This is a genomic window from Paenibacillus sepulcri, assembly GCF_042647105.1.
GTDB classification, from domain to species: Bacteria; Bacillota; Bacilli; order Paenibacillales; family Paenibacillaceae; genus Paenibacillus_Z; species Paenibacillus_Z sepulcri.
Genome location: NZ_JBHRUP010000001.1, coordinates 5,063,259 through 5,088,160, shown reverse-complemented (window position 1 = coordinate 5,088,160; position 24,902 = coordinate 5,063,259). Strand labels below are relative to the sequence as shown.

Here is a 24,902-nt window from a genome sequence, read left to right as displayed (position 1 = left end):
CATAATGTAGAAAACAAGCAGAAGCCTAACAGGAGCTATCCCTTGGAGCCCGTAAGCACCACCCCCTCAACGATATACCGTTGCGCGAAGAAGTAGAGCAGGCCGATCGGGATGATGCTTATGAAGGCTCCGGCGGCGAGCGCCGGGAAATCCTGGCTGGTCTGTCCGATCAAGAGCTGCAGCCCCACGCTGAGCGTGAACATTTCGCTGTTCTTGATATACAGGAACGGACCGAGGAAATCGAGCCATGAGTTGACGAAAGCGAAAATGATCGTCGTAATGATGATTGGTTTGGATAAGGGCATGATGACTCTGGCATAGACGGTCCATCGATTGCCGCCGTCGAGATAGGTCGCCTCATCCAGCTCCTGCGGTATCGTCAGGAAGAACTGCCGGAACAAGAAAATATAATACGCTCCCCCCAGCCAGGCGGGGACGATCAGCGGCAGCCAGGTATCGATCCAGCCCAGCTTCGCGAATAAAACATACGAAGGAATCATCATGATGGAAGGAGGAATCATTAAGGTGATCAGTACAATCGGAAACAGCCTGTCCCGGTATTTTGTCCGGAATCTTGAGAATCCATAAGCGACTATGGAACTGGAGATGACAGCCCCCGCCGCGACGAAAATCGATATTGTGAACGAATTCTGAATCCACTTCCACATCAAGGGCTGTATGGCGAATAATCGCTCGAACGCTTCGAAGGTAAACTGCTCCGGCAGCAGCGCGGGAGGAACCTTGTACGTCTCGGCTTTGGTCTTCATCATGGTTGAGAGCATCCAGGCCAGCGGCCCCGCAAACAGCAGGAAGACCGCGCATAGCAGGAAATATTTCAATGCGGTTCCAGCGGCGCCGCTCTTGTGTCCACCATTCATAGTTGTTCCCCCCTATTTCTCACCCTCGTAATAAACAAACCGGTTGGATAATTTCATCAGCACCAAGGTGACCAATGCGATAACGGCAAACAGGAAAATAGACTGTGACATCGCCATGCTGAACTTCAGATCCGTAAAGGCCGATTTATAAATGTTGTACACGAACGTGTACGAAGCGTAATTTGGTCCGCCCTTGGACAGCAGCAGGGCCTCTGTAAACATTTGAAAATTGTACATGGTCTGAATAATGATGACGAACAGAATGGACGGGCTGATCATGGGAAGCGTAATGGAGAAAAATTTGCGCACTCTGTCCGCTCCGTCAATTTCGGCCGCTTCATACAGATGACTCGGAACATTCTTGAGCGCCGCCAGGAAAATCAGCACGCCGCTTCCGGATATCCATACCTGCAGCAAAATGATGACCGGCTTAATCGTATGCTCTCCGCCAAGCCAATCGATCTTGTCTATTCCAAGAAGGCCAAGCCCGGCATTGAGTATGCCGAATTCCGAGTTGAACACCAGCCTCCAGATAATGACCGTCGCCACGATCGGCACAAGTGTAGGCAGGTAATAAAATGTACGGAATATGGCAATACCTTTAACATTGAAATTAAGCAGCATCGCCAGCAGCAGCATGCCCGCCGTCACAATCGGCACACCCAGCACGACGAAATAAAGCGTATTAAAGAGACTTTTCATGAAGATCGGATCGTCGATCATATGAGCGAAATTATCGAAGCCGATAAAATTGTAATGGACCGCGCCAGGAAGCTTGGCATCCGTGAACGCATAGAAGATTGAGGTTCCGAACGGAATCAGGAAAAAGGTGATGAAGCCGATAATCCACGGCATAATAAACAAGAAAAATAACAATGTGTCATATTTCCTCAACCTATTCATCATGACACCCCTTAATTGGATAGCTCATCCAAATATACATACCGTTCTTCCAGTATGGATTTCTCCGCGGCCAAGGCAATCATCAAGGCGTTTCTGCCCACTTGCCCTGTCGCAAACGGCTGCTTGCCCTCTGTGATGCATTTGATAAAATCAATCCGCTGGGTCTGGCCGCCGGTATGGCCGCCCATGATGGAGTCCGAGGTCACATCCATATCCAGATGCTCTCTTGTAAAATCCGCTCCGCCCACGATGTCGATCGCCTTGTCGTTCCTCGCCACCATCTGTCCGCCATTCTCTCCGATCAGGCCGATCTCAAGTCCTTCGCCCATCAGATTTCTTGGTTTCAAATACATGCAGAGGCCTAAATTCGCTTTGCTTCCGTTATCGTAATCCACCGTAATGAAAGCATGATCGACAATGGACGTATCGGAAATCGTCTTGGCGGGATAATGGCTGTAGGAGTTGGTGATCAGATTCTCCTGTCCCTGCTTCATGACATGCTGCCCGCCTGAAGCGAATACGCGGACGGGGTTAGCCTTGATCATCCAGTTGAAAATATCGAAATGATGGCAATCCTTCTCGACGATGGCTCCGCCCGACTTGCTCTTGTCATAGAACCAGTCCGTCGGCGGAAAGGGATCGCGGAATTCCTTGCACCACATCAGCTTCACATCGCCAAGGCGTCCATTCTCCACTTCCTTCGCCATCCGGCGGTACAGGTTGGAGTAGCGGTAGACGAGACCGATCTGCAGGATCCGCTCATGCTTCTCTGCGGCTTCAATGATCGCATCGCAATCCTCCAGGGTATGGGCGACAGGCTTTTCCAGGAAAACATGCTTGCCCGCCTCCAGAAAGGCGACCGCCACCTCTCTGTGCTTATAGTTAGGGACGCTGATGACGACCGCATCCAGATCCTCTTTATCCAGCAGCTCGCGGTAATCCGTGCAGATGACCGGCTTGCTGTTCGCAAGCTCCGCCAGCGTTCGGGCTACATTCGCTTCGTTCATATCGCATATGTACCGGACCTCGCATTCGTCCAGCAAATCAAAGCCGATGCAGTGGTGCGAGCCCATATCGCCGACACCAATAAATGCCATTCTTATCTTTCCCATGCGTACACACTCCGTTGTCATGAATTTTGCGCCAATTTATACTGCGGGTTTGATGTCAGGTAAGCTAACCAACTCTTAAGCATGTTTTGATAGTAATGCAAATTTACGTTATTGTCAAACATTTTTGGCTATAAATTATTTATATTTGCGGCAATTTTCTTAATAACAGCTCTCTAAGCGCAGTAAAGCCCCGATTATGACTATTTTTTGTCCCCTACAAAATGAAGGCGATTTCAACTGAGTAGTCCCGAAAAACAAACATGCATTTATTTGCCGCAAATTGTTTTGCATGTCATTCTCTTGTTAGATTAGGGTGCGCTTCGGGTAAAAGCTTAAAATAGCAGGCTGGGCTTTCATGCAAGCATAGCTGGCAAAGCAAACAGGGCTATCCTTCAGCCGGATGAACGGCTTTTTGGAATAACCCTGTAATTCTAAGAGTCTGGTGAAAAAGATGGATTTCGCATGCGAAACTATTTATTTTCCGATATACGTGTGGGATGTTATAAGCGGGCTAACCGCTTGCCAACTGCTGCAGCCTGATTAATTGGAACGATAACAAATGACAGGCAGTACGTACGCCTATCCATTTCCCTTATTTCCGAGGAGAGGAAACTACCTGTACCGTCACACTGGGCAGCAAAGTTTCTTCTTCTTAACCCCATTATTCGATAAAGCTCTTCAATGAAGGCGCTTTGCGGAACTTCGTATGCTGCTCGAAAGCATAAGCCAGCCTGATCAGCACCGGCTCCTCATAGGCCCGTGCCGAGAAAGTGACCCCGAACGGCGGACCTGCCTGCGTGTAGCCGGCTGGAACGACGATTGACGGATATCCCGCGCGGGAAGTGATTCTGGAGCCGAAATCAGCGGGAAACAGCAGCGCGTCCAATTGGTGCTCCCGCATCGTGGCATCGATCCCCTCATCCTTGCAGAACCTGAGGTCTGTCGTACGATCCCGGATGTACCGGGCTTCGGTCAAGGTGCCCGAGGTCGTGTATTCCGTATCGATAAGCGTCTTCTGACCGTATTTCAACGTTTCCATAGGGTGTTGATTATTGAATTCGATAATATCCTTCAACGTGCGCATCGGAGCGTGAGGGCCAAGCTTGGCCAGATACGCATTAAGCGAGGCTTTGAATTCATTGAGAATCACCGTGGAATAGACGATGCTCCTTGCCGTCGCAATATCCGCCGGGTCCACGATAACCGCACCCAATTCCTTCATAATCTCCACCGCGCGGTTGAAGATGCCGAGCTGCTCGTCCGTCAATTCCTCAAAATAATAATCCCGGGGAATGCCGATTCTCGCGCCTTTCAGCCCATCCTTATCCAGAAAAGCCGTATAATCCGCGTGCTGCCTGCCGATCCCCCCGCCCATTGCCGCGTCCTCTGCATCGAATCCGATAATTCCCTGCAGCAGCAGTACGGCGTCCTTCACCGTTCGGGCCATAGGCCCGGCGGTATCCTGAGAGTTGGACAGTGGAAGTATTCCGGTTCGGCTGATCAGCCCCACGGTGGGTTTGATCCCGACCGTCGAGCTCAGATTGCCCGGATTCAGAATCGAACCGGACGTCTCTGTCCCGATCGACGCCGCGCAGAGGTTCGCCGCTACCGCAACACCCGAGCCAGCGCTGGAGCCGCCGGTCGGCGTGGAAATATTGTACGGATTGAGCACTTGACCGCCGCGCGAGCTGTAACCGGACGGCATCCCTTCCGTCATCATATTGGCGAACTCCGTCATGTTGGCCTTGCCCAGTATGATGGCTCCCGCTTCCCGAAGCTTCTTCACGATGAAGGCATCCTCCGCGGCATAGGAATTCGCCAGGGCAAGCGAGCCGGCGCTCGTATGCATTTTGTCCCCTGTATTGATGTTATCCTTCAATAAGATGGGAATGCCATGCAGCGGCCCTCGGGATTCGCCCCTTAGCCGCTCCGCATCCAGGGCATCCGCGATGAACAGGGCGTCGGGATTAATCTCCAGCACGGAATTAAGCGTCAAGCCATTCTTGTCATGATCCGCGATTCTGTTCATGTAGAGCAGCACCAGCTGCCTGGAGGTCAACTCACCGGATGCCAGCGCCGCCTGAATATCCGCAATGGTCGCTTCAATGATCTCAAATCCCATTTTCGTCACCCTCTCCTGCCAATAACAAATTTGGCCTTCTGCTATCATTATATCCGCTCCTGATGATATTTCCCTGACAACCTCCGTCAGCTTCCGGCATTGTTTCAGGATCCGGACAGAAGAAGCCATCATTCCCATTTTGTGATTGAACGAAACGTAATCCGCTGGAAAAGGAAATGAAGCTGTCATGTCGAATTTAAACGAACTATGATGAAGAATCGACGCAAGCCTATGCTGAAATTTGCAGCTGTTATCCTTCTATCTCTCGCCGTTCTTATTGGCCTGAGATTGCTATGGTCGTACGCGCTCAGCACGCCGGAGCATCCCCGCGCGGAGCAAGGCGTGCTGGATTTACGCGGCTGGGACTTCGGGAATTCCAGTCCAATCACGCTGGACGGCGAATGGGAGTTTTACCCTGATGCCTTAATCACACATGCAGACCCTCAGCGCCAATTCGACGGCAAGCGCTCATTCGTGCAGGTGCCGGGCGATTGGAGCGAGGCTTTCCCTGGGGACGGCCACTCGTCGTTCGGCTACGGAACGTACAGGCTGCGTATTCTGGTCGATCCCCTGGATCAGCCTTATGAAATCTCGGTTCCGGAAATCCAGACCTCGTCCCAGGTGGAGATCAATGGCCAGGAGGCGACGGAATTCGGCAAGCTGGCGGCGCGGGCAGAAGACTACAAGCCGATGGGAGTCGCTAATTACACCGTATCTTACGAGGCTGGCAATCAGGAGAGCATTGAACTGCTTATACGGGCGGCCAACTTCGATAACCCGACTCATGGAGGGATTGCCAGATCCATCCGCTTCGGTTCGCAGGCCGCTATAGACTCAGAGCACTGGTACTCCATCGGATTCCAGCTTGTGACCTTTGTCATTTTGCTGCTGCATGGTTTGTATGCCCTCATTCTGTTTGTGTTCAACATCCGCCAGAAGGCATTTCTCGTTTTTTTCATGATGCTTGTCACCGTTGGTATTTCCATTATCGCCGACCATGATTTGCTGCTGCTCACCTGGTTCCCTGTTAATTACACCTGGGCTTTGAAAATCAGGCTGCTCTCGTATATGTGGCTCTCCTTCTTCCTGCTGCTGATGGGCAGGAGTTTCTCCGGGAATACCGGAAGGGGCAAGCTGTTCTATGCGTACATAATTGTACTTGGCCTTTATTCGGCGAGTCTTGTACCCATGTCTGCACCGTACGTTTATTACACAACCGATGCCAGAATATTTGCCGTCCTTTATATTTTTCCAGTGGTCTGGTTCTTCTGCCTGATCGGACGCATGGTAATCCATAATCATAAGGACGCCGTGTTTCTCCTGTTCGCCGCGGCCAGCATCCTATCCAGCGTCATCTGGGGTTCAATCGTCCATGAAGGCACGTCCAACAGCATTTATTACCCGATCGATATCATTGCCGCCATTGTCGGGTTCTCGGCCTACTGGTTCAAGCGGTATTTCCGCAATACTGCGGAGAACATCAAGCTTAATGAGCAATTGCAGGCGGCGAACAAGCTCAAGGATCAGTTTCTTGCCAATACGTCGCATGAGCTGCGAACCCCGCTGCATGGCATTATCAACATCGCCCAGACCGTCATAACCAACGAGAAGCATGCCATAGGCGAAAAAAGCTTCAGGGATATGGAACTGCTCGTTACCATCAGCCGCCGGATGTCGCGGATGCTTAACGATCTGCTGGACGTCGTCCGGCTGCAGGATAAGCAGATCGTCATCGAGCCGGAGCCGCTCTGCATCCAGTCGGTCACTTCCGGCGTCATCGACATGCTCGAATTCATGACCGAGGGCACGCCCGTCCGGTTGAAGCTGGACATTCCGGAATCCATGCCTTTCGTTCTGGCCGATGAGAGCAGACTTATACAAATTCTGTTCAATCTGCTGCATAACGCGATCAAATACACCGATGAAGGAATGATTTCCATAACGTCCGAGGTGATAGACGGCCAGGCTATAATCCATGTCAGCGACACCGGGTCCGGCATGGATGAGGAGACCCAGGAGCGTATATTTCTGCCCTACGAGCAGGGACAGCAGGGAACAAGCGGCGGCGGCATCGGGCTTGGCTTAAGTATTTGCAGGCAGCTTGTCGAGCTGCTTGGCGGAGAGCTGACGGTCCGGTCCACCCCTGGAGAGGGCTCCGTGTTCAGCTTCACGCTCCCATTGGCCGCGAATTCGAATATCACGTATTCCCGGCAAAGGTCCTTTCAAGGAAATATCGAGTATGAGGAAGCGGCCGTCCGGCTGCTCATCCCGGAGGCTGCAGCGTCGGCAGAATCAGCCGTCATGAAGGACGCGCTTCCTGCTGCGCTGCGTTCCTCCGCTGCCGGGAATCTGAACATTCTCGTGGTGGATGACGATCCGGTCAACCTGAAGGTGCTGGTCCGCATCTTCTCCTCGGATCCTTATCATATCCGGACCGTTATGTCCGGCCAGGAAGCACTGGACCTGCTCGGAACCGAGCAGTGGGACCTGCTGATCGCCGACGTCATGATGCCGCATATGTCCGGCTATGAGCTGACGCGCACTGTACGGGAGCGCTTCACGATATCGGAGCTGCCGATTCTGCTTCTGACCGCGCGCAACCAGCCGGAGGACATCTATGCCGGCTTCCTGTCGGGAGCCAATGATTACGTCGCCAAGCCCGTTGATTCGCTGGAGCTCAAATACCGCGTCTGGTCGCTCACGACATTGAAGCAGTCGATCAATGAGAGCCTGCGTATGGAGGCCGCGTACCTGCAGGCGCAGATCCATCCTCATTTTCTGTTCAATACACTGAATTCAATCATGGCCTTAAGCGAAATCGACACCGAGAAAATGCGCAGGCTTGGAGATGCCTTTATCTCGTATTTGCGGATCGGCATTGACTCTCTGAATGCAGAGCAGCTCGTCATGCTTTCCCACGAACTGGAGCTTGTCCGCGCTTATCTGTATATCGAGCAGGAGCGTTTCGGAGAGAAATTATCCGTGGTGTGGGAGGTTGAGCCGGATATTGACCTGCTCCTGCCGCCGCTCACAGTGCAGCCATTAGTCGAGAATGCCGTCCAGCATGGACTGCGCCGAAGCAGCCGAAACGGCACCGTGCACATCCGGATCACCCGCCAGGCGGGCTCCGTACTCTTCGAGATCAAGGATGACGGCAGGGGCATGGACGAAGAAGAGGTCAACAGGCTGCTTGATCACGATAGAAGGCCTAAGGGTGGGATCGGGCTGTTGAATACAAACCGGCGGTTGACGCAGCGTTATGGTCAGGGGTTGAAGATTCAGAGCCGGGTGGAGGCGGGGACGACGGTGTCGTTTGTGATTCCGGAACGTGGGACGGAAGTCCGGTAAGACGGGAATGTTTTGCGATATTCGCATGTGCTGCAAGCGTGTGATTGAGGAATTTATTTGAGGCGATGTTTGGGGATGTGGAAGAAACTCTCTGAGGAAGAGTCCTTTATTGATTTACATCTAATGTTCAGGAATTGGCTGAAGCAAAGGAACCTACAACCCCGTGGAAGACGGCCGATCGAGGATGCGTCGAATCCTTTTTAGCGAGCGGACTCCTCATCATAAGAGGTTAAGCTAAAAACCAGACGGAAGTCGCTCATAAGGTCCAATGCATAAATTATCCAGTGGATAAATCCTCTCGTCTTTATGGGATTTTTTGATTTCTTTTGATGGTTTATACAACACTAGTGATATTGATACAAATTTAATATAGCCAAAGGAGAAGTACTGCAAAAAACCTTTGCAGAATTAAGCAAAGGCCTAGAATTAATAACATTCTGGAAACTTACTTTAATCATTTCTCACCTGTATTCGTTAGGGCACTATTCTACCTTATGAACATTTTCTTTTCCAAACCAGTTCATTGCCTGATTAATAACAATATCACTAGGATCATGGTAGAAAACAATTAAGTTCTCTTTGGCTCTGGTACAACATACATAAAATATTTTTTGAGTTCTAGAGTATATTTTTTCTTTATCAGTTCTACCACAAAACAAATAATCAAAATTAAAATTATTCCATCCCCCATTTTCTAATATTACAAGCACATTATCAAATTCTGCACCTTTAATTTTGTGTTGAGTTGAGAATGGTGTATATCCTTCTAAATAGAAAAATAAGTTTTGAAACTCTTGGAACTTAATTTTTTTTACTCTATTGAAAAGATAATCATTTTCTTTAATAAAATTATTAAAACCATCATCTTTTTGGCAAATTCTTTTTTCGTTTGCATAGTTAATTACTTCTTCAATAGTAAAATCAGACATTTTCTCAATATTAGCAATAATTTCTTTAACTTCATGCTTTTTCTCTATAGAAATTATTTGAAATTCTGTTTTCTTAATAAACTCATTGTATAACTTCCCTTTGTATAATTGAACAATAAATTGGATTTTAAATAGATGGTTAATTAATGCGTCCCTGCTTGAGTTTTTTTTATTTTCATCAGTTTCATCTTGTTTTTTATCATCAATTAGTGAATCCTTTTCTAAGTACATTTTTTTTACTTTGGAGAAAGGTAAGTCTTTCAGTTGCTCGTATAAAGCTTTACTTTCTGGATCTTCAGTAATAATGTCCTTTCTAAGTTTCTGCCTGTTCTTCAGTGCAATTAAATCCACAATTTGGTCAAAAGTCTTTTCCTCATCTATTTCTAAATTGTCACTTTTAATTTTGGCTTTAATTTTATTCTTTAAGTCAATTATCGGATCCTTATCATAAATTTCCATTAGTTTTGGGAATCCCGCTTTAGGTGCAATAAGATTATGTGTGAGGTACAACTCTTTTGTTTGTTTTGCATCATTAAAGTTCCAACCTTCAAAGATATCCATTTTTTTAATTTCATTAAGATTTTTGTTTGAAGAATATAAAAATTTAATTTGTCCTTCTTTAACATTTCCATTAGACATATTAGGCGCTTCAATATCTGTGGACGGCTCTTGGACTAAACCATCCACTCTTAAAATGTTGGATAGATTCATGACTAACCTTGGATTTCTTCGATTTTGTTTCATCCGAACTTCTTTTACGTCATTGAATTCAATATATTTATTTAAGTCACCAACACCATCTTCATAAATTGCTTGCATTGAATCACCAAAAAAACCAATAATGTTTTTCTTACTGCTTTGTTTCAAGTGCTTTAAAAATATTTCAATAACTAATGGACTTGTGTCTTGATATTCATCAATAAAGATAAATTTAAACTTGTCCTTTAAAATATCACATAATAGTGGGTAGCTTTTGTATAAATAGTTAGCTAATTCAAGTACCTCATTATGAGAAATAATACCTTCTTTGATTCGAGTATATTCCTTATATTGAATACTATTTACACCATTGAAGTATAACTCATCTACATATCCATCTGGACTTATTATTTTTGAATTTTCGTCGTTAATAAGAGCTATTAGCCCCTTTTTTAAATCTCTTTGGAACGACTTGATATTATCCCATAAGAAATCATGTATAGTTGAAACATATAAATTTTCGTGATTAACTCTGTCTTCTATTTCTTTAACTGCAGCATTGGTATATGTCATGCATGCAATCTTTGATGCTGGGTTGTCTTCTATTGCTTTTTTTATAATCTGAACTAAAGAAAAAGTTTTGCCACTTCCTGCCCCCCCACTTAGGAGAAAATTATTCTCTTCTTTAATAATTTCGAAAATTCGCTCTACTTCAAGCTCTAATTTTTCAGCCATTGTAATCCCTCCTTTATGTAACCTGGAATTACCCAGTCAGAAAATTGATCAATATTCCCCCCAACCCTAGTACTACTAAGTAAAATCTCCATAGCAAAAGACGGTTTCTTACCTATACAATATTCTGCCAAATCATATGCATCAATTTCATCATCATCGAAGTTATCGATGTTAACTAAGCTATTAAATGTATCTTTGTTATTAACAATATATTTTCTGTTCACATGAAAAAAGGCATCCTCAAAACTTCTTGCATGATATACTAGTCCGCTGGAGTTTTTCTCGGGTGTTTGAAAAATTATGAGTATATTTCCTTCATTACTTTGAGACCATTGTTTTTTTTCTTTTTGTTTTTTCAGCAATTTTCCCTGTAACGGTAAAATTTTAAAAAATTCCAAATTGTTTATTTCATTGTTGTCAATATCTTTAGCAACCGCTGCTTCCCTCTCCTGAAACTCTTGAAAATAGTATTTAAAAAAATAATTTAAAGCTGCATTAGTAGTAATGCTTGCTATAGGGTCAGAAACTCTACACTTGATATTCTTCTTCTTTATTATTCCTTTTTTATTCTTTTCTTCAATTTTTTTAGCTGAATCTATATCCGTTATGATTAACGACTTCACCCCAATAAAATCAATAAATTTCTCAAAAATATGAGAATATGCACCGACTTCTACAATTGAAATATTTTGGGACTGAAGAGGATTTTCAGGAAATTCAAGGTCGATTTTCTTCATCATTTCAGGTAATAATATTCTTTCAGTGTCACCTTCAATAAAGATAGCTTTATCTACAAAAAACAACTCAGATCGATGTAGTGTCAGATACTGTTTCAGGAATTTGAAATTGTTAATCTCTTTGTCATCTTCATATTCTTTTTCTAGGTCTTTTAGGTTCTTCGCAATGACATGATTCTCATCGGTTTTATAAAAATACTTTATATCATCAAAATTACTTTCAGAGGTTATATGACATGAATGAGTTGTGATAATAGTCTGCAAATTAAAAGCTCTACCATCTTCCCCGTTGCTACTTCTGTTCAAGATGTCTTTAACATTTTTTATAAATATGTACTGCATTTGGGGATGAGTATGCGCCTCAGGTTCTTCTATGAAAAGTAAATTAATGTCAGCCGGAGTTTCATTAACGTTGTTTTCCATTCTAAAATCACTTAAAAGTAACTCAATTTCAAAAATCATACTTATTAAATTCAAATAACCCAATCCGTTGTAATTCTCTGGTAATGAATGACCTTCATTATGACTATACATTACAGTGGTATTATCCTTAAGTAATTCTTGATGTTGTAAAGTAGATTCAATTTTTATTACTGAATCTCCTTTTCTAACACCACCAAATGTTTTTACTTTTTCGATAACACTTTCAAATAACCCACTGTATATTTCATTTAAATGAATATCCGTGCTACTGAGAGCTTCTTTGAATTCTTGTATTTTTATTGTATTACTTCCTTTTTCCTCCTTCTTACTGTAATATTTTGCTGACAAAGCTGATAAAGTTCTATCTGAATCAATGTTTGAGACATTCCTTTTTGCACTAATCATCTTGAAATTTAATACCTTATCAATAGAGATTTTACTTTTCATTAAATCAATATACTCGGTATCCACCTCAGTATCAGTATGAACGTTATAACCAATGGACTTTTTTAATAACTTAAAATACTTTTTGTGGTTAATTTTCAAAAAATCATTTAATGTTTTTTTATGTAAAGAGGGAATATCTGAAATGTCTAAATTTAATTTGCTATATTTATTATCTATAATATGTTTATACTCTTGATAATCAACTTTTAGCTTCTTGAAGTCTTCCTCTAATAAAGAGTATTCAAACTTTAATACAATAGTTTTATTAGCAGGGTCTAAATCCAACATGAGTTTACTAACATTGGACAAATCGTCTTTGTCATTATATTGAATGAACAATTTTAACGAAATTCCCAAATAAGAGTATGGTCGTTGTTCCATAGATTCAATCCTAATTTGCATTTCTTTTTGGAATTCGATATTAAAATCATCAAGTGTAAATGTATTTGAGCTTGATTTAGCTCCAATAAATTTTTCAAGTAAAGAGAGTAATGAAGTCTTACCGCAGTTGTTTTTACCAATTATCAATGATAATTCGTGTTCTAAATCAAGTTCAAAAGATCTTAATAATCTGAAATTTTCAACCTTTAATTTTGTGATTTTCATTAAGTTCACTCCCTCGATTGAAAGATAACCTGAACATTATTCATATCCTTTATTATCCATTCCACACTTTGTGACTATTTCCTCTATCAAAGTACAAAAACTTCCCTGTACTAGGAATAAAGAACCAAATCATTAGTTATTTCATCAAACGCCATCTCACTCCAAATTACTCCTCTTCGTTGTAGCAGGAATTCGCCAAAAAATCGAGGGATGTTTGCTTTACCTTTCCTCTGCTACTAATAAGATGCATTAGCCCTGTCAGATACGCTCTTCTTACCACACAGTACTGTTCCTTGCATACGAGTAAGCCGGTTGGTTTACAACAGGCCAAACACTCCGCATGAACGGCGGTTATGTATAATTTCATCTCCACTAAAACTAGAAAAAGGGGAGCTGCTCCACAATGGAACAACTCCCCTTCTCCTGAACTGCATCTATTCATCTACCGTTCCATTATTCTCCCGCCCGCATCGCTCACACTACCCATAAACCGCAGAAAAGCCTCCACAAGCTCGGGATCAAACTGCTTGCCCGCGCCATCCCTGATCTTATGGAGCGCTTCCGTATGGGATACGGACTTCTTGTACACTTGATCATGCGTCATCACATCATAAGCGTCCACAATGGCCAGCACTCGGGAAAAGTACGGGATCTGCTCGCCGGCAAGCCCATAGGGGTAGCCGCTTCCGTCCCAATGCTCATGCATGCCCAGAATGGCGTCCGCCAGGGCATATTCTCCGATGGACTGCGCCATCCGGTAGCCGATCTCGCTGTGGCTCTTGACGATTTCCCATTCCTCCGCATCCAGCGGACCCGGTTTGCTCAGGATGGGGGAGGGAAGCGCCAGGTTGCCGGCATCATGCAGCTGGACCAGCAGTTTAATGAGCCTCATATCCGGGGAACCCTCCGCGATGCCCAGATGCCGTGCGAAACCGGCTGTCCATTCATGCAGCTTCTCCATATTCCGTTCATTCTCGATGCCTTTGGCAAGCAGCGCCTGCGTGACGCCGTCCAGCATTTCGGAACGCACCTTCTTGCTCTCCAGCAGCTTATGCTTGTACATCAGCTTCTCGGCCGTGACCATGGCGGCATTCACGGTATCTTCCTGCCGATAAATCGTTGCGCTGCCGACGGCCATGCTCAGCTTGATGGGATCGGCCTCCGATGACATACACCCTGCTTCGAGACTCATTTGAAAAGCTTCGCAAGCCGTCTCATCCGTTTGATACAGCAGAACGACGAATTCATCTCCACCCCAACGGGAGATAACGGCGGGACGGACGAACACCTGCTTGAGCAGCTCCGCGGCGCGAACGAGCAGATTATCTCCCGCCCGGTGCCCGAACACATCGTTGGAAAGCTTAAGCCCGTTCATATCGATCACGACGACGCTGACGGGAAACTGGTCGCTTCGCGGCATCTTGTCCAGCAGCGGCTCCATATAGGAACGATTATGGAGAGAGGTGAGCGAATCATGCGAGCTGAGATATCGAATACGCTCCTCGGTCGCCAGCCGCGCGGTCACATCGGTCATAATCAGCATGATCAGGCGATCCTCGGCCAATCCGCTGCCTGTGCTGCTAATCCGTTTATATTCAATCGCAATCCGCCTGTCTCCTACATCAACCAGAGGCGGCAGCTCGATAATCTGGCTCATTGACTGCTCTGCAGGCAGCTCGTACAGGCGGATAAGCCGCTCCCGTACCGCCGCTTGAAGCGCCGGATCGCCGCCCCACAGCAGCTCGGTAATATCAGCGCCGCCTATTTTGCGGCCGAAGATCCGCACGCATTCCCGGCTGTATGATTTGTTCACACGCAGATTGGGTCCAACCGTCAGAAAGCCCTGATTGGCATGATCGAGCAGGTTCTGAATATCGTTCTCCCGCTGCTTGAGCATATTGCCCTGCACGTCGCTGATCGCAGATATTTTCCGGGATGATTTGAACAACCGCTCATACTGGTTCAGCAGCGTCCTGTACTCGTCACGCAGCTCGGCCATCGATTGGTTTAGCTTGTTCAGCTGTCTATGTCCTTCCGTTATGACCGCGAGCTCGCTGTTGTACACCGGATTGTATTTTACCTCTGTACTCACTGGTTTCCCCTGCCTCTTTCTCCACTGTTTGACGGCCACTCCGTCCGAAAAGACAGCACGGTTATATCGTCCCGCTGCCTCTCACTGCCCATATAGGCTTCCAATTCCCTCTCCAGCGCCGCTTTCCGCTCCGGGACAGCCAGATTCCTGTGACGGACCAGCATCTCAGCAAAACGCTTCTTGCCAAAGGAATAGTCATGGTCGCCGCCATTCTGATCATAGAAGCCATCCGTTGTCAGGTAGCAGCTGGCTTCACCTGCCGGTATCCGGTGGTTGGTGTATGCATAATCCGCCGGGGTCCTGCGGTATCCGATACTGCGCTTGTCGCCTTTCCATATCTGCAGATCGTCGTCCCCGACCCGATGCAGGGAGCTTGAAGCTCCGGCGAAAGTGAGGTTCTCCCCATCCATCAGACACAGCCCGATATCCAGTCCATCGTCGGTCGTTCCGCTCCGGTCCTCCTGATGAAGAGTCTGCTTCAGCAGCTCGTTCAACCGGCCAAGGATGGCTGCGGGATCGGTTTCTCCCCTATCGGCGATGCGGTCAAGCGCAGAGATCGCGAGCAGCGTCATGAAAGCGCCGGGAACCCCATGCCCCGTGCAGTCGCCGACAGCGACAAGGACTTTGCCGTCAATCTGCTTGCTCCAATAGAAGTCCCCTCCCACCACATCCCTTGGCCGCCATATGACAAAATGCCCGGTCAGCAGCTTCCGCAGCTGATCTTCATCGGGAAGCACCGATTCCTGAAGCAGCTTGGCGTAGCTGATGCTGTCGATAATTTCCGAATTACGCTGAGACAGCTCCCGGGTCCGCTCCTCCACCTTCGTTTCCAGCTCCATATTCATGGCAATGGCGCGCTTGAAGGGGTTAGCCAGCTTGCGGGAGACATAATAAAAGAAGAAAACAATGGAAATAATAGAGATCGCCGCGGCTAGTATCGTATTCCATCGAATGGTCTGCAGGAAAGCTACCGTCCGGCTGCGTTTCACCTCCACCAGGAGCTGAAGATCGGTGGAGTGCAGCGGATAGCTGATGAGGTCCATCCGTTCTCCCGACCCCGACTTGTAATCGATCGTGCGGATGCCTTGTCCGTAATCGGACAGCACCTGGCGCTGGGCGGAATCCGCCAGCACATCGCTGATATGCTTCCCGTTATTGCTGTATTGATCGGAGAGATAGATCATCCCTTTGCTGTCAATAAGCCACAGCTTGGTGCTGTCATCTTCCTTATAGGAGGAGAAATCGGCTGACAGCTCGTGAAGATTCATGCCGACGCCAACGACGCCTGCGGGGTGATCGACCGGACCAGCCAGTGTATTGACGAATGCGAAGGTATCTCCCCGCACCTTGTTATAATCGAAGTTGACCGCGACCTCCTGCCCGGAGGCCAGCGCGTCGAAAAACCAGTCGTCCGAAGGGTCCTCCTGTGAAACGGTTTCCAGGAGCTTACCTTCTTCATCCCAATAATGCCCGGTCAGCGAGCTGACAATGAAGGTCGTGCTGTAATCCAAATGCTGCTTCAGGTAACCGGTTTTCTGAAAAATCATAGAACCCAGCTTCAGATCCTGTTCCTTTCCCTCCAGCCATTCCAGAAGAGCCGGATCATGGGCAAGCAGCCTGGAGGTTTCCAGCGCTTTGTCGATCCGGGAGTCCACCTTGGCCGAGATCGACTGGGCCAGTGTCGGCAGATCGCTGCTTTTCAGCTTCTTGACAGCCTCCCGTTCCGTCGTCACGTAGCCGAAGGTGCCGATTAGCAGAGTGGAGAAGACGATCAGCACGCTGGCCAAAATCATAACCCTGGTCACTCCTGAATCCGGAGCGGACAAGGATTTGGCAGCCTTGGGCTGCCTGGTCGGACTCTCCACCTGATTCGTCACTCCCGGTCTTCTTTCGCAATGAGCTGAAAAGGAAGGCTCAAGTCTTCCTGGAACTCTTCCGCGCATTCCAGCTCGCTTTCGTTATCGGCGTTATAATGCCATTCGATACTTATATTTTTGCCTGACAGGAAGGCTCCGTCCAGCTTCTCCAGCAGCATCATGAAGCACTTCGTGCTGCTTGTATTAATATAAGGCAAGTGCAGCATAATGGATAACACGGTATCGGATTGCATATCAACCAGATACTCGTCCAGCCAGTGCAGCAGCGGTTCATAGAATTTGAAAGCATTCTCGGGATAGGATTGGCCTGTCAGCGAGAGCTTCCCGGTAACCGGATCGAATAAAACCTCCGGCGTGCTTTTGGTGCCTGCGATTGCTAATTTATCCATGGTTACACTCCTATACGATGGCCTTCAGAGTAAAGAAGGACAGGGCTTCATCCTGTTTGACAATCGAGTATTCGAGAGGGGCGGAGGCTTTTCTGGCCATATCGATCAGACCCAGTCCCGCTCCTCTGCTGCCTTCGGGGACCTCTTGTTTCAGCACGGTTTTATATAGGGTCTTAAGACCTGTTTTGTCCAGGGATATAATCGTATCCAGATATGTCTGAAGGGCTTCGCTGTTCGCATTCTCGATCAAATTGCCAGAGCATACGAAGCTTCCGCTGCCGGTTTTGCCAATCGTGACGATGCTGGAATGGGCGATCTCCTCATAGTTGGAGCTTTCCGTCTTGACCGCACAATAATTGTTGATGTTTTGCGTTTGTTCAATGAATAGCGAGAAAATATTAAACACTTCATTTTTTGGGCGATTTTCCGTCTCCAAATATGACTTGACCGCTTCTCCATATTCGACAATAAGCGCCTGCGACAATTTACCGGTAAAGCTGATCAGGATGCCGCGGGAGCGCAGCAAATGCTGGACATTGAGCATATCTGTGAGCATAGTGGTCTTCAATCTCCTTATCTGTGCATGAAGGCGTAGGCCTTTGTGCCTTATAGCAAATTCGCGTTTATTCTCCAGCAAATATCTGCAAAAATCACTTCTCTTCTTATTCGACAATTTTCGTTATTTCCCTTCCGGGAAGGAGCCTCGCCGATTATAAATCGCTGGTTAAGCACCGGCCCCCCGGCGTTCAACTGGTTCAAGCATTTGCCCCATGTGTAAACAAAAGTAAATCAATCCGCAAGAAGCAAAGGAGATCTGTACTTATGACAATTGAACAACGTTTGCAGGGAAAAGTAGCTGTTATTACTGGCGGAGGCTCCGGTATCGGCAAAGGTGCGGCCTTGAAGCTCGCCAAGCATGGCGCCGTGGTCTGCATGCTGGACCGGACTCCGGAGAACGCCAATAAAGTCAAGAAACAGATCGAATCGATGGGCGGCCGGGCGGAGGTATTTGAGACGGATGTTTCCGTACCCGAGATGGTGGAGAAAGGGATGCGGCAGGCGGCGGAGAAGTTCGGCAAAATCGATATTGTATTCGCCAATGCCGGCATTAACGGCAAATGGGCGGCGCTGGAGGAGCTCAGCGTGGACGATTGGGATCAGACTCTCTCGATCAATCTCCGGGGCACCTTTCTGACCTTGAAATACGCTGTGCCCTACTTGAAGAAAAACGGCGGCGGCAGCATCATTATTACCAGCTCCGTCAATGGCAACCGGATCTTCTCCAACACTGGCGCAACCGCCTACAGCTCCAGCAAAGCGGGCCAGGTGGCCATGATGAAGATGACCGCGCTTGAGCTTGGCCCATCCCGCATTCGCGTCAACGCGATCTGTCCGGGGGCTATCGATACGAATATTAACGACAATACCGATATCTCGCCTACGCTGGATGATGTCAAAATGGAGGTGGAGTTCCCTGAAGGCAGCCAGCCGCTGGAAGGTCATGCAGGGAGCATTGAGCAGTGTGGGGATCTGGTGCTGTTCCTGGCCTCGGACGAGTCTTCCCATATCAGCGGTACGGAGATTTATATCGACGGGGCGGAATCGCTGATTCGGGGATGATTATAATTAATTGAGTACCGTGTAGAAGCTGATGTGAGATCGGTCGGCAAGATTATCGGCTGCTGAACAGGTTGTTGCTAATGCCGGAATTGAAGGTTGGATGAGAAGGGTAGCAGTGGTAAGTGAGAAAGCGGGATAACCCGTCTTTCTTAGACTAAAAAAGGGATACCGCGGCACAGCCGCAGTATCCCTTTTCCCATATTAACCTTATAAGCTCCGTCCGGCATCAGCCGGACCGGAATCACTTAGTCGATGAAATTCAATTCTTTCAGCGTCCGCTCCAAAATCAGTGCCGCTTCAGCGCGGGTTGCTTTGTTTGCAGGAGCGAAAGCGCCTTTCGTGTCGCCTTGCATGATGCCTTTGTCCGCGAGCAGCGCCGCTTGTGCGGACGCCCAATCCGGAATGGAGGCGCCATCGGTGAACTTGCTCAGCGAAGCCGCATTGCCTGCAGCATTGGCCTTATCGACCATTTCCATTGCGCGGGCGATCATTACGGCCATCTCTGCACGGGTAATATTCGCAGTTGGCGCGAATTTGCCCGGCTCCATGCCGTTGACCAGTCCGGCTTCAACCGCCGCTTCTGTCGCTCCTGCATACCATGCATCCGAAGCAACATCCTCGAACGAAGCCGAGCCTTTGCCCATTGTCAGCCCCAGGCTGCGAACGAGCAGGGAAGTGAATTCCGCTCTGGTGATGGCGTTGTTTGGTGCAAAATGAGTGTCGTCCATACCTTTGACAATCAGCTTGGACGCCATGTCCTCAATCTCATTCTTGGCCCAGTGTCCATTCAAATCAGCGAAGCTCTTGCTGTATTTGATGACGGTGTAGGTGCTGTTGCCCGGACGTTTCATTTCAACCGCCGGTTTGCCGTTCAGCGTCGTCCCGACATTCGGTACGAATACGAGCTCGCCGCTAACCGGATCAACCATAACAGCCGTTCCGCCGTTCAAATCCGTTGAGGCCGGCAGATAAATGATGCGGGATACATAGGTGGTGCCAAAATCGTTCCGCTCTTCTTCTTCATTGCCCGTAACCAGTACAACCTCGAATTCCAGCGAAGTGCTGTTGACCAGCTGCGCTCCCATGGAATTTGCTTTACTGGTCAGCGCGGCAAGGGCAGCATCGCTTACTGGTGCGATGGATACGCGGACGCTCACATTGCCGAGTGCGCCGGCTTCGGAAAGTTTAAGAACATTCAGCGGCAGGTTATAGGCTGCTGCTCCTGTCTCAATTCTGATCGTCATTTGTCCGGCTTTGTCTGCCCCAACATTCAGCGCTTCCGCAGGCAGCGTAATTTCCGTTGCTCCGCTCAAATCCTGCATGTTGATGACCAGCTCCGCCTGCTTGCCTGTTCCTGCTGCCGTGAATGCAGCCGCAAGGGCAGCTTGCAGATCCTCTGCCTTAACTGTTACCTGATTGAGCGCTTGACCTGCTTCATTCGTTCCTTTGGTCACCTGCAGGGCAGCTTTAGGCAATTCAGTCGTTCCTGCAGCTGGCTCTTGATCCGGCTCTTCCGTTACAGGAGGTGTTGGTGGCGGGTAATAACCTCCGTTTCCTTCTGTCGGCTTCGCCTGCTCCGTAATACGGCCATCGACCACTGGGGAGATGGTGCCGCCAAGCGAAGTCATGTACTGGATGAAGATTTCATAATCCGGATAGCCCAGATCCTCATGGTACGCGCCTTCTTCAATCGCTTTGGCGAAGGATGCATATCCGTCTCCTCCAAGAGCGACAAAGCTGTTCGTTGCCAAACGGTATGTTTTCGTCAGATCAACCGCGGTGTAGCCCGATTCTGTCTTGATTTGCAAATCAAAAACCTTGCTTCCTGCGGCCTGGTTCGGGTCCCATTTGAAGCGCATGCCTGCCACCTGCGGGAATTTGCCCGGCAGATCGCCCAGCTTCGCGCCGCTGACTCCATTCTCCAGCCCGTCCTTCAGTTCTTGACCCGTTACATCAAGCACATACAAGGTGTTGCCGAAAGGCATAACCGTACGCAAATCGCCCATCGTAATATCGCCGAGTTTGATTGAAGTACGGATACCGCCGCCGTTCATGATGGCCACATCGGCATTTTTGAGTTCTTTCGCCCGGGCCAGCATGCCGTCTGCAATGAAGTTCCCCAGATTGGTTTCCTTCGCGCGGACATCATTGCGTTCGCCGTTCAGAACGACAGTCGTCTTGCCGATAACCTGCTTCTTCAGCTCTTCAAGATCCGCATTGTATGGAGCGAGCATGTTTTTGGCAGCCTCGTCCTCCGTTACGGTTGCGTCAACTGTCATCAGACCGCCTTTAAGCAGATTTTCACCCGTCATGACTACGCCCTGATCATCAAAAGCCAGATCGACGCGGCCAAGGAATTTGCCCCACTCGTTCGCCTGTACGATAACCGTTGGCGCTGCATCATCACCTTGTACGACAACTGGTTTATCCAGCAGCGTATGGGTATGTCCGCCAACGATCAGATCGATGCCCTCGACAGCCTGAGCCAGATCTCTGTCGCGGTTGTAGCCCAGATGGGACAAGGCGAAGATAACATCAATGCCTTGCTCTTTAAGAGCGGCAACCGTATTCCTGGCAGGCTTGGTTGCATCGTTGAACACAACATCCTTGCCGGGACTTGAAGTTTCCTTGGTGTCCTCGGTTGTTAAGCCGAATACGCCAACCTTATGACCACTCACATTCAGAATGATATAAGGATAAACGCCTGCGTTATCCGTTGATTTCTTTGCGCTGGCGTCAATCGTTGCCGGCGCTTTGAGCAGCGGACTGATGTTGGCATCCTTACTGAAATCAATATTCGATGTGAGCAGCGGGAAATTGGCTTTGCTCACGAAATCCTTCAGAGTATCTGTGCCGGCATCAAATTCATGATTGCCGAAGGTCATGGCGTCATAGCCCATGTAATTCATGAAGGACAGATCGGCTTGACCAAACCATTTGGTGAAATACAGATCGCCGGAGAATACATCGCCCGCATCGAACAGCAGGCTGTCGCCGCCTTCACTGCGCACCTGGTTCACAAGCGTTGCCCGTCTGGCAACGTCCGCCAGATGTGCATGCGTATCGTTCGTATGCATAACGGTCAGGTTCCAGAAACCGTCGCTCACCGTCACTGTCGCTTCGGCAACGCCGTAACCGTCAGCGCTAAGCGCGGTAATGACGACTGTGCCTTCTTTGGAGCCCGGTTTTACAAATCCGTTCGCATCTACTTCGGCAATGCTTGAATTAGAGGAGGTCCAGGTTACCGTTGGTGCGCTATCGCCCACTGGTGTTACAGCAGCAGTCAACTTCGCGCCTTCTCCGCCCGGCGCCAATGCAAGCTCGGACTTGTCCAGCGTCACTTTGGTCACGTTCAATTGAAGAACAGCCACCGTTCCGCCTACTTCATTCGCGACCAGCAGAAGCGGAAGATCTGTAGGGCTTTCCGTAGCCGGAATGAATTCCAGACCTTCAGGACCGGCATCCGTTTCGATCCCCTTGGAGAAGTCGCGCGTATTGATGTAATTGGCGAAGGCAGGCTTCGTCGGGTCCGTCACATCGTAGGTCATGATGCCGCCGACGCGCTCAAGTCCCACGAAGGCGAAGGCTTTGCTGCCCACTTGGCCAACAGACACATACTCCGGTTCAGGGCCTTTTTTAGGGCTTCTGTCATCCATATCGGTCTTGCTGTTGCTTGCGTTGAAATTATCCGGAACGCGCTGTCCGGTGATTTTCTCGAAATCGCTGCCGCTGTCAAAGACTTGCGTCATGTTAGTTGTATCCCAGATGGAGAACGAACGTCCACCATACAAATAAACACCATCATTGCCCATGTCGCTGACGACTTCAACGTCATCGTATTTGTCTTCTCCGTCGAGGAATTTTGCTGCGGCTGAGTCAGGATTCAGTCCGTCTTTGATATCCTCAATTTTCGTTGCATTTGTTCTGGTCAGCTCATCAGCGTCGACAGGCCATTCTGTCGCATCCCCTTCATTCGCTGTGAACAGGTATTGCTTGCCGTTCGCACTGTAGGTGGCAATGCCGTCAGGCATATACATACCCGAGAAAGGCACGTTCTCCAGATTGATCTCGCCATCCTCCACCAAATCCAGAGAATTCTTGGGATCATTAAGATCCTTAAGTCCCAGACCTTTGATGGAATCAACCGTTTTGCCGGCGATGTCTATCGTTGCAATGGCGTTGCCTTCCTGCAAGGAGACATAGGCTTTGGTCTCATCCGCCGAAAGTGCGATATATTCTGGCTCCAGATCGAAGATTGCATCTTCTTTCGTTCCGCTGCCGGTGATCAGGCCGCCTGGGCCGGACTCGCCCCGAATGTGCACATTGTCGTCAATGACATCAGGTTTGTCGAATGCGACTTGTGTCGATACGCCTGTCGTTGTGTCGACGATTGTCACGCTGCCATTCGGATCGTCAGGTGCATTGCGGGGTTCAGCTTCATCCGCCGTCATCAGGTATTTACCGTTGGTTGTATACTTCACCATATCCGGCTGTACGCCCGCTGGGTAGCTGGTCAGCAAATTCCCGTCATAATCAAGCACAAGAATCTTGCCCGGCTTCATGGAATCAGCTTCCTGAATCGCTACCGCCACACGTTTGGTCGCGGTGTTGACATCTACACTGGTCAAGTCGCCATATTCGAACCCATCTACTTCCGAGAGGTTCTTGACGAGAACCGATTTCTCTTTTGTCAGTTCCTCATCGTTTGTAAGGGCCACAATATCCAGGCTTGGCGGCGTACTGGAGCCGTTGACGACATACATTTTGCCATTGTCTTTATTATATTTCACAATTTCGGCTACGCCGCCGTCTTCATTCGATTCTCCAACTTGGTATTCGCCGATTTTCTCAACGCTCAGCTTGTCCTCAATTGCAGGAGCCGGAGCCGCATTAACCATAAGAGGGAGTTCTTTCTCAATGGTAAGCGGCGATTCTGCGCTGTCAGTTACCTTGATCGTTACCGAAGCTGTACCCGCTTCGCCAGGCGTACCCGTAATGCTGCCATTCGAAGGGTTGATGCTCAGGCCGGAAGGCAATCCGTCCGCAGCGTAATGATAAGGGATCGTGCCTCCATATACAGCTGTCGTTACGGAATACGCTGTATAAGGCGAACCGGCATTTGCTTCCGGAAGCGATAACGCCGTGAATACGAGCGGTGATATGCCCCAGGCATTATCGGCGCTGCTGCGCGGGCCTTTGGCCGTGATGGTTGCTTCATTAACTTTATCGTAATTAACCTGCTCGAAATCGATGTTGTTGTGATCCGAGTCGGTAAAGTTAATCCGGCGGAGGGCAATTTTCTTGGACGTTCCTCCCGCATCTCCGCTTGGATGCTCCATTTCATAGCCATCAATCTGGCTGTTGGAATCGTTGCTTCCCGTTCCTACCATATCCACATAACCGGAGGGCTTTGCTTCAAAAGGATTCTTGGCAGTAAGCGGAGTATTATCGCTCATAAGAGCAACCTTCATGCCCTTATTGTTAAGAAAATGGTCAAACATCAAATCTTGTTTATCGGTAATATCAAGCTTCGCCTCAGCGGAACCTGTGTTCTTGGCTTTAATCAAATAAGAAGAATGTGCCGGAATCGCACCCGTAAGATTAAGCACTTCCCAATCACCTGTTACGCCGCCAGCCGTGTCGCTTTTATCGGTGGTGCCAGGAATTCCATTATCGGCATACTGCAGCGACCAGCCATTCAGGGAAACTTCGATATTTGTCGGATTATAAAGCTCGACAAAACCGTTGGAAACCACGATTTCGTCATCCAATTCACGTCCGCCGCCATAAATCTGATTGATAATGACATGAGGCACAGTAACATCATAAGTACCTGCTGCAGTATAAGGCGTCCCTGCGATCGGACCTTCTGCAGCCATGGCAGCGCCGCCAGCGAATACGGAACCGGCAAGCATTTCGGCTGCTAGCAGTAGCGAAAGTAATTTCTTCCCTCTTTGTTTCAAAAGACTATCACTCCCCATTTAT

Annotated in this window: 13 protein-coding genes; 2 read left to right on the top strand and 11 right to left on the bottom strand. The window is 48.4% G+C overall.

Annotation, left to right across the window (positions count from 1 at the left end; translation table 11 throughout):
* Positions 1–35: 35 nt before the first annotated feature.
* From ACFOLF_RS22480 to ACFOLF_RS22465, 4 genes are all read right to left on the bottom strand, one after another.
* Positions 36–878 carry a carbohydrate ABC transporter permease gene (locus ACFOLF_RS22480; protein WP_210038652.1) on the bottom strand — a complete coding sequence of 281 codons (843 nt, stop codon included), beginning with the start codon at positions 876–878 and terminating at the stop codon, positions 36–38.
* 12 nt (positions 879–890) lie between these two features.
* The gene (locus tag ACFOLF_RS22475; RefSeq protein ID WP_210038651.1) at positions 891–1,784 is read right to left on the bottom strand and encodes a carbohydrate ABC transporter permease; all 894 of its coding nucleotides are present in this window, start codon (positions 1,782–1,784) and stop codon (positions 891–893) included.
* An 8-nt stretch (positions 1,785–1,792) separates the two neighbouring features.
* Positions 1,793–2,893 carry a Gfo/Idh/MocA family protein gene (locus ACFOLF_RS22470; protein WP_210038650.1) on the bottom strand — a complete coding sequence of 367 codons (1,101 nt, stop codon included), beginning with the start codon at positions 2,891–2,893 and terminating at the stop codon, positions 1,793–1,795.
* Between the two features lie 661 nt (positions 2,894–3,554).
* Positions 3,555–5,015, bottom strand: coding sequence for an amidase family protein (locus tag ACFOLF_RS22465; protein ID WP_210038921.1), 1,461 nt, complete (start codon positions 5,013–5,015; stop codon positions 3,555–3,557).
* Between the two features lie 207 nt (positions 5,016–5,222).
* Between ACFOLF_RS22465 and ACFOLF_RS22460 the strand changes: the two genes are divergently transcribed.
* Positions 5,223–8,363: a hybrid sensor histidine kinase/response regulator gene (locus ACFOLF_RS22460; protein WP_210038649.1), complete on the top strand. Its 3,141-nt coding sequence runs from the start codon at positions 5,223–5,225 to the stop codon at positions 8,361–8,363.
* A gap of 482 nt (positions 8,364–8,845) precedes the next feature.
* Here the strand turns inward: ACFOLF_RS22460 and ACFOLF_RS22455 are convergent, their stop codons facing one another.
* The 6 genes from ACFOLF_RS22455 to ACFOLF_RS22430 all read right to left on the bottom strand — a co-directional run bounded on the left by ACFOLF_RS22455 (position 8,846) and on the right by ACFOLF_RS22430 (position 17,853).
* A complete protein-coding gene (locus ACFOLF_RS22455) occupies positions 8,846–10,726 on the bottom strand; it encodes a UvrD-helicase domain-containing protein (protein ID WP_210038648.1) in 1,881 nt (626 codons plus the stop codon).
* A complete protein-coding gene (locus ACFOLF_RS22450; RefSeq protein ID WP_210038647.1) occupies positions 10,711–12,939 on the bottom strand; it encodes an ATP-dependent nuclease in 2,229 nt (742 codons plus the stop codon). Before ACFOLF_RS22450 ends, ACFOLF_RS22455 begins: the two co-directional genes overlap by 16 nt.
* Positions 12,940–13,381: 442 nt before the next feature.
* On the bottom strand, positions 13,382–15,031 hold the full coding sequence (locus tag ACFOLF_RS22445) for a bifunctional diguanylate cyclase/phosphohydrolase (RefSeq protein ID WP_210038646.1): 1,650 nt from the start codon (positions 15,029–15,031) through the stop codon (positions 13,382–13,384).
* Positions 15,028–16,908, bottom strand: coding sequence for a SpoIIE family protein phosphatase (locus ACFOLF_RS22440; RefSeq protein ID WP_210038645.1), 1,881 nt, complete (start codon positions 16,906–16,908; stop codon positions 15,028–15,030). The genes ACFOLF_RS22445 and ACFOLF_RS22440 overlap by 4 nt, the downstream gene beginning before the upstream one ends.
* A complete protein-coding gene (locus ACFOLF_RS22435; protein WP_210038644.1) occupies positions 16,905–17,297 on the bottom strand; it encodes a DUF1987 domain-containing protein in 393 nt (130 codons plus the stop codon). The genes ACFOLF_RS22440 and ACFOLF_RS22435 overlap by 4 nt, the downstream gene beginning before the upstream one ends.
* A gap of 10 nt (positions 17,298–17,307) precedes the next feature.
* Complete coding sequence (locus tag ACFOLF_RS22430) at positions 17,308–17,853, bottom strand: SiaB family protein kinase (RefSeq protein ID WP_210038643.1); 546 nt, start codon at positions 17,851–17,853, stop codon at positions 17,308–17,310.
* Between the two features lie 266 nt (positions 17,854–18,119).
* Here ACFOLF_RS22430 and ACFOLF_RS22425 point away from each other — a divergent pair, with 266 nt between their 5' ends.
* Positions 18,120–18,917: an SDR family oxidoreductase gene (locus ACFOLF_RS22425; RefSeq protein WP_210038642.1), complete on the top strand. Its 798-nt coding sequence runs from the start codon at positions 18,120–18,122 to the stop codon at positions 18,915–18,917.
* A 245-nt stretch (positions 18,918–19,162) separates the two neighbouring features.
* Here ACFOLF_RS22425 and ACFOLF_RS22420 read toward each other — a convergent pair whose 3' ends face one another.
* Positions 19,163–24,880, bottom strand: coding sequence for a choice-of-anchor I family protein (locus tag ACFOLF_RS22420; protein ID WP_210038641.1), 5,718 nt, complete (start codon positions 24,878–24,880; stop codon positions 19,163–19,165).
* Between the last annotated feature and the right edge of the window lie 22 nt (positions 24,881–24,902).

Coding starts and splice junctions, on each gene's coding strand:
- ACFOLF_RS22480 (WP_210038652.1), bottom strand. CDS start 878: ATGAATGGTGGACACAAGAGCGGCGCCGCTGGAACCGCATTGAAATAT.
- ACFOLF_RS22475 (WP_210038651.1), bottom strand. CDS start 1,784: ATGATGAATAGGTTGAGGAAATATGACACATTGTTATTTTTCTTGTTT.
- ACFOLF_RS22470 (WP_210038650.1), bottom strand. CDS start 2,893: ATGGGAAAGATAAGAATGGCATTTATTGGTGTCGGCGATATGGGCTCG.
- ACFOLF_RS22465 (WP_210038921.1), bottom strand. CDS start 5,015: ATGGGATTTGAGATCATTGAAGCGACCATTGCGGATATTCAGGCGGCG.
- ACFOLF_RS22460 (WP_210038649.1), top strand. CDS start 5,223: ATGATGAAGAATCGACGCAAGCCTATGCTGAAATTTGCAGCTGTTATC.
- ACFOLF_RS22455 (WP_210038648.1), bottom strand. CDS start 10,726: ATGGCTGAAAAATTAGAGCTTGAAGTAGAGCGAATTTTCGAAATTATT.
- ACFOLF_RS22450 (WP_210038647.1), bottom strand. CDS start 12,939: ATGAAAATCACAAAATTAAAGGTTGAAAATTTCAGATTATTAAGATCT.
- ACFOLF_RS22435 (WP_210038644.1), bottom strand. CDS start 17,297: ATGGATAAATTAGCAATCGCAGGCACCAAAAGCACGCCGGAGGTTTTA.
- ACFOLF_RS22430 (WP_210038643.1), bottom strand. CDS start 17,853: ATGCTCACAGATATGCTCAATGTCCAGCATTTGCTGCGCTCCCGCGGC.
- ACFOLF_RS22425 (WP_210038642.1), top strand. CDS start 18,120: ATGACAATTGAACAACGTTTGCAGGGAAAAGTAGCTGTTATTACTGGC.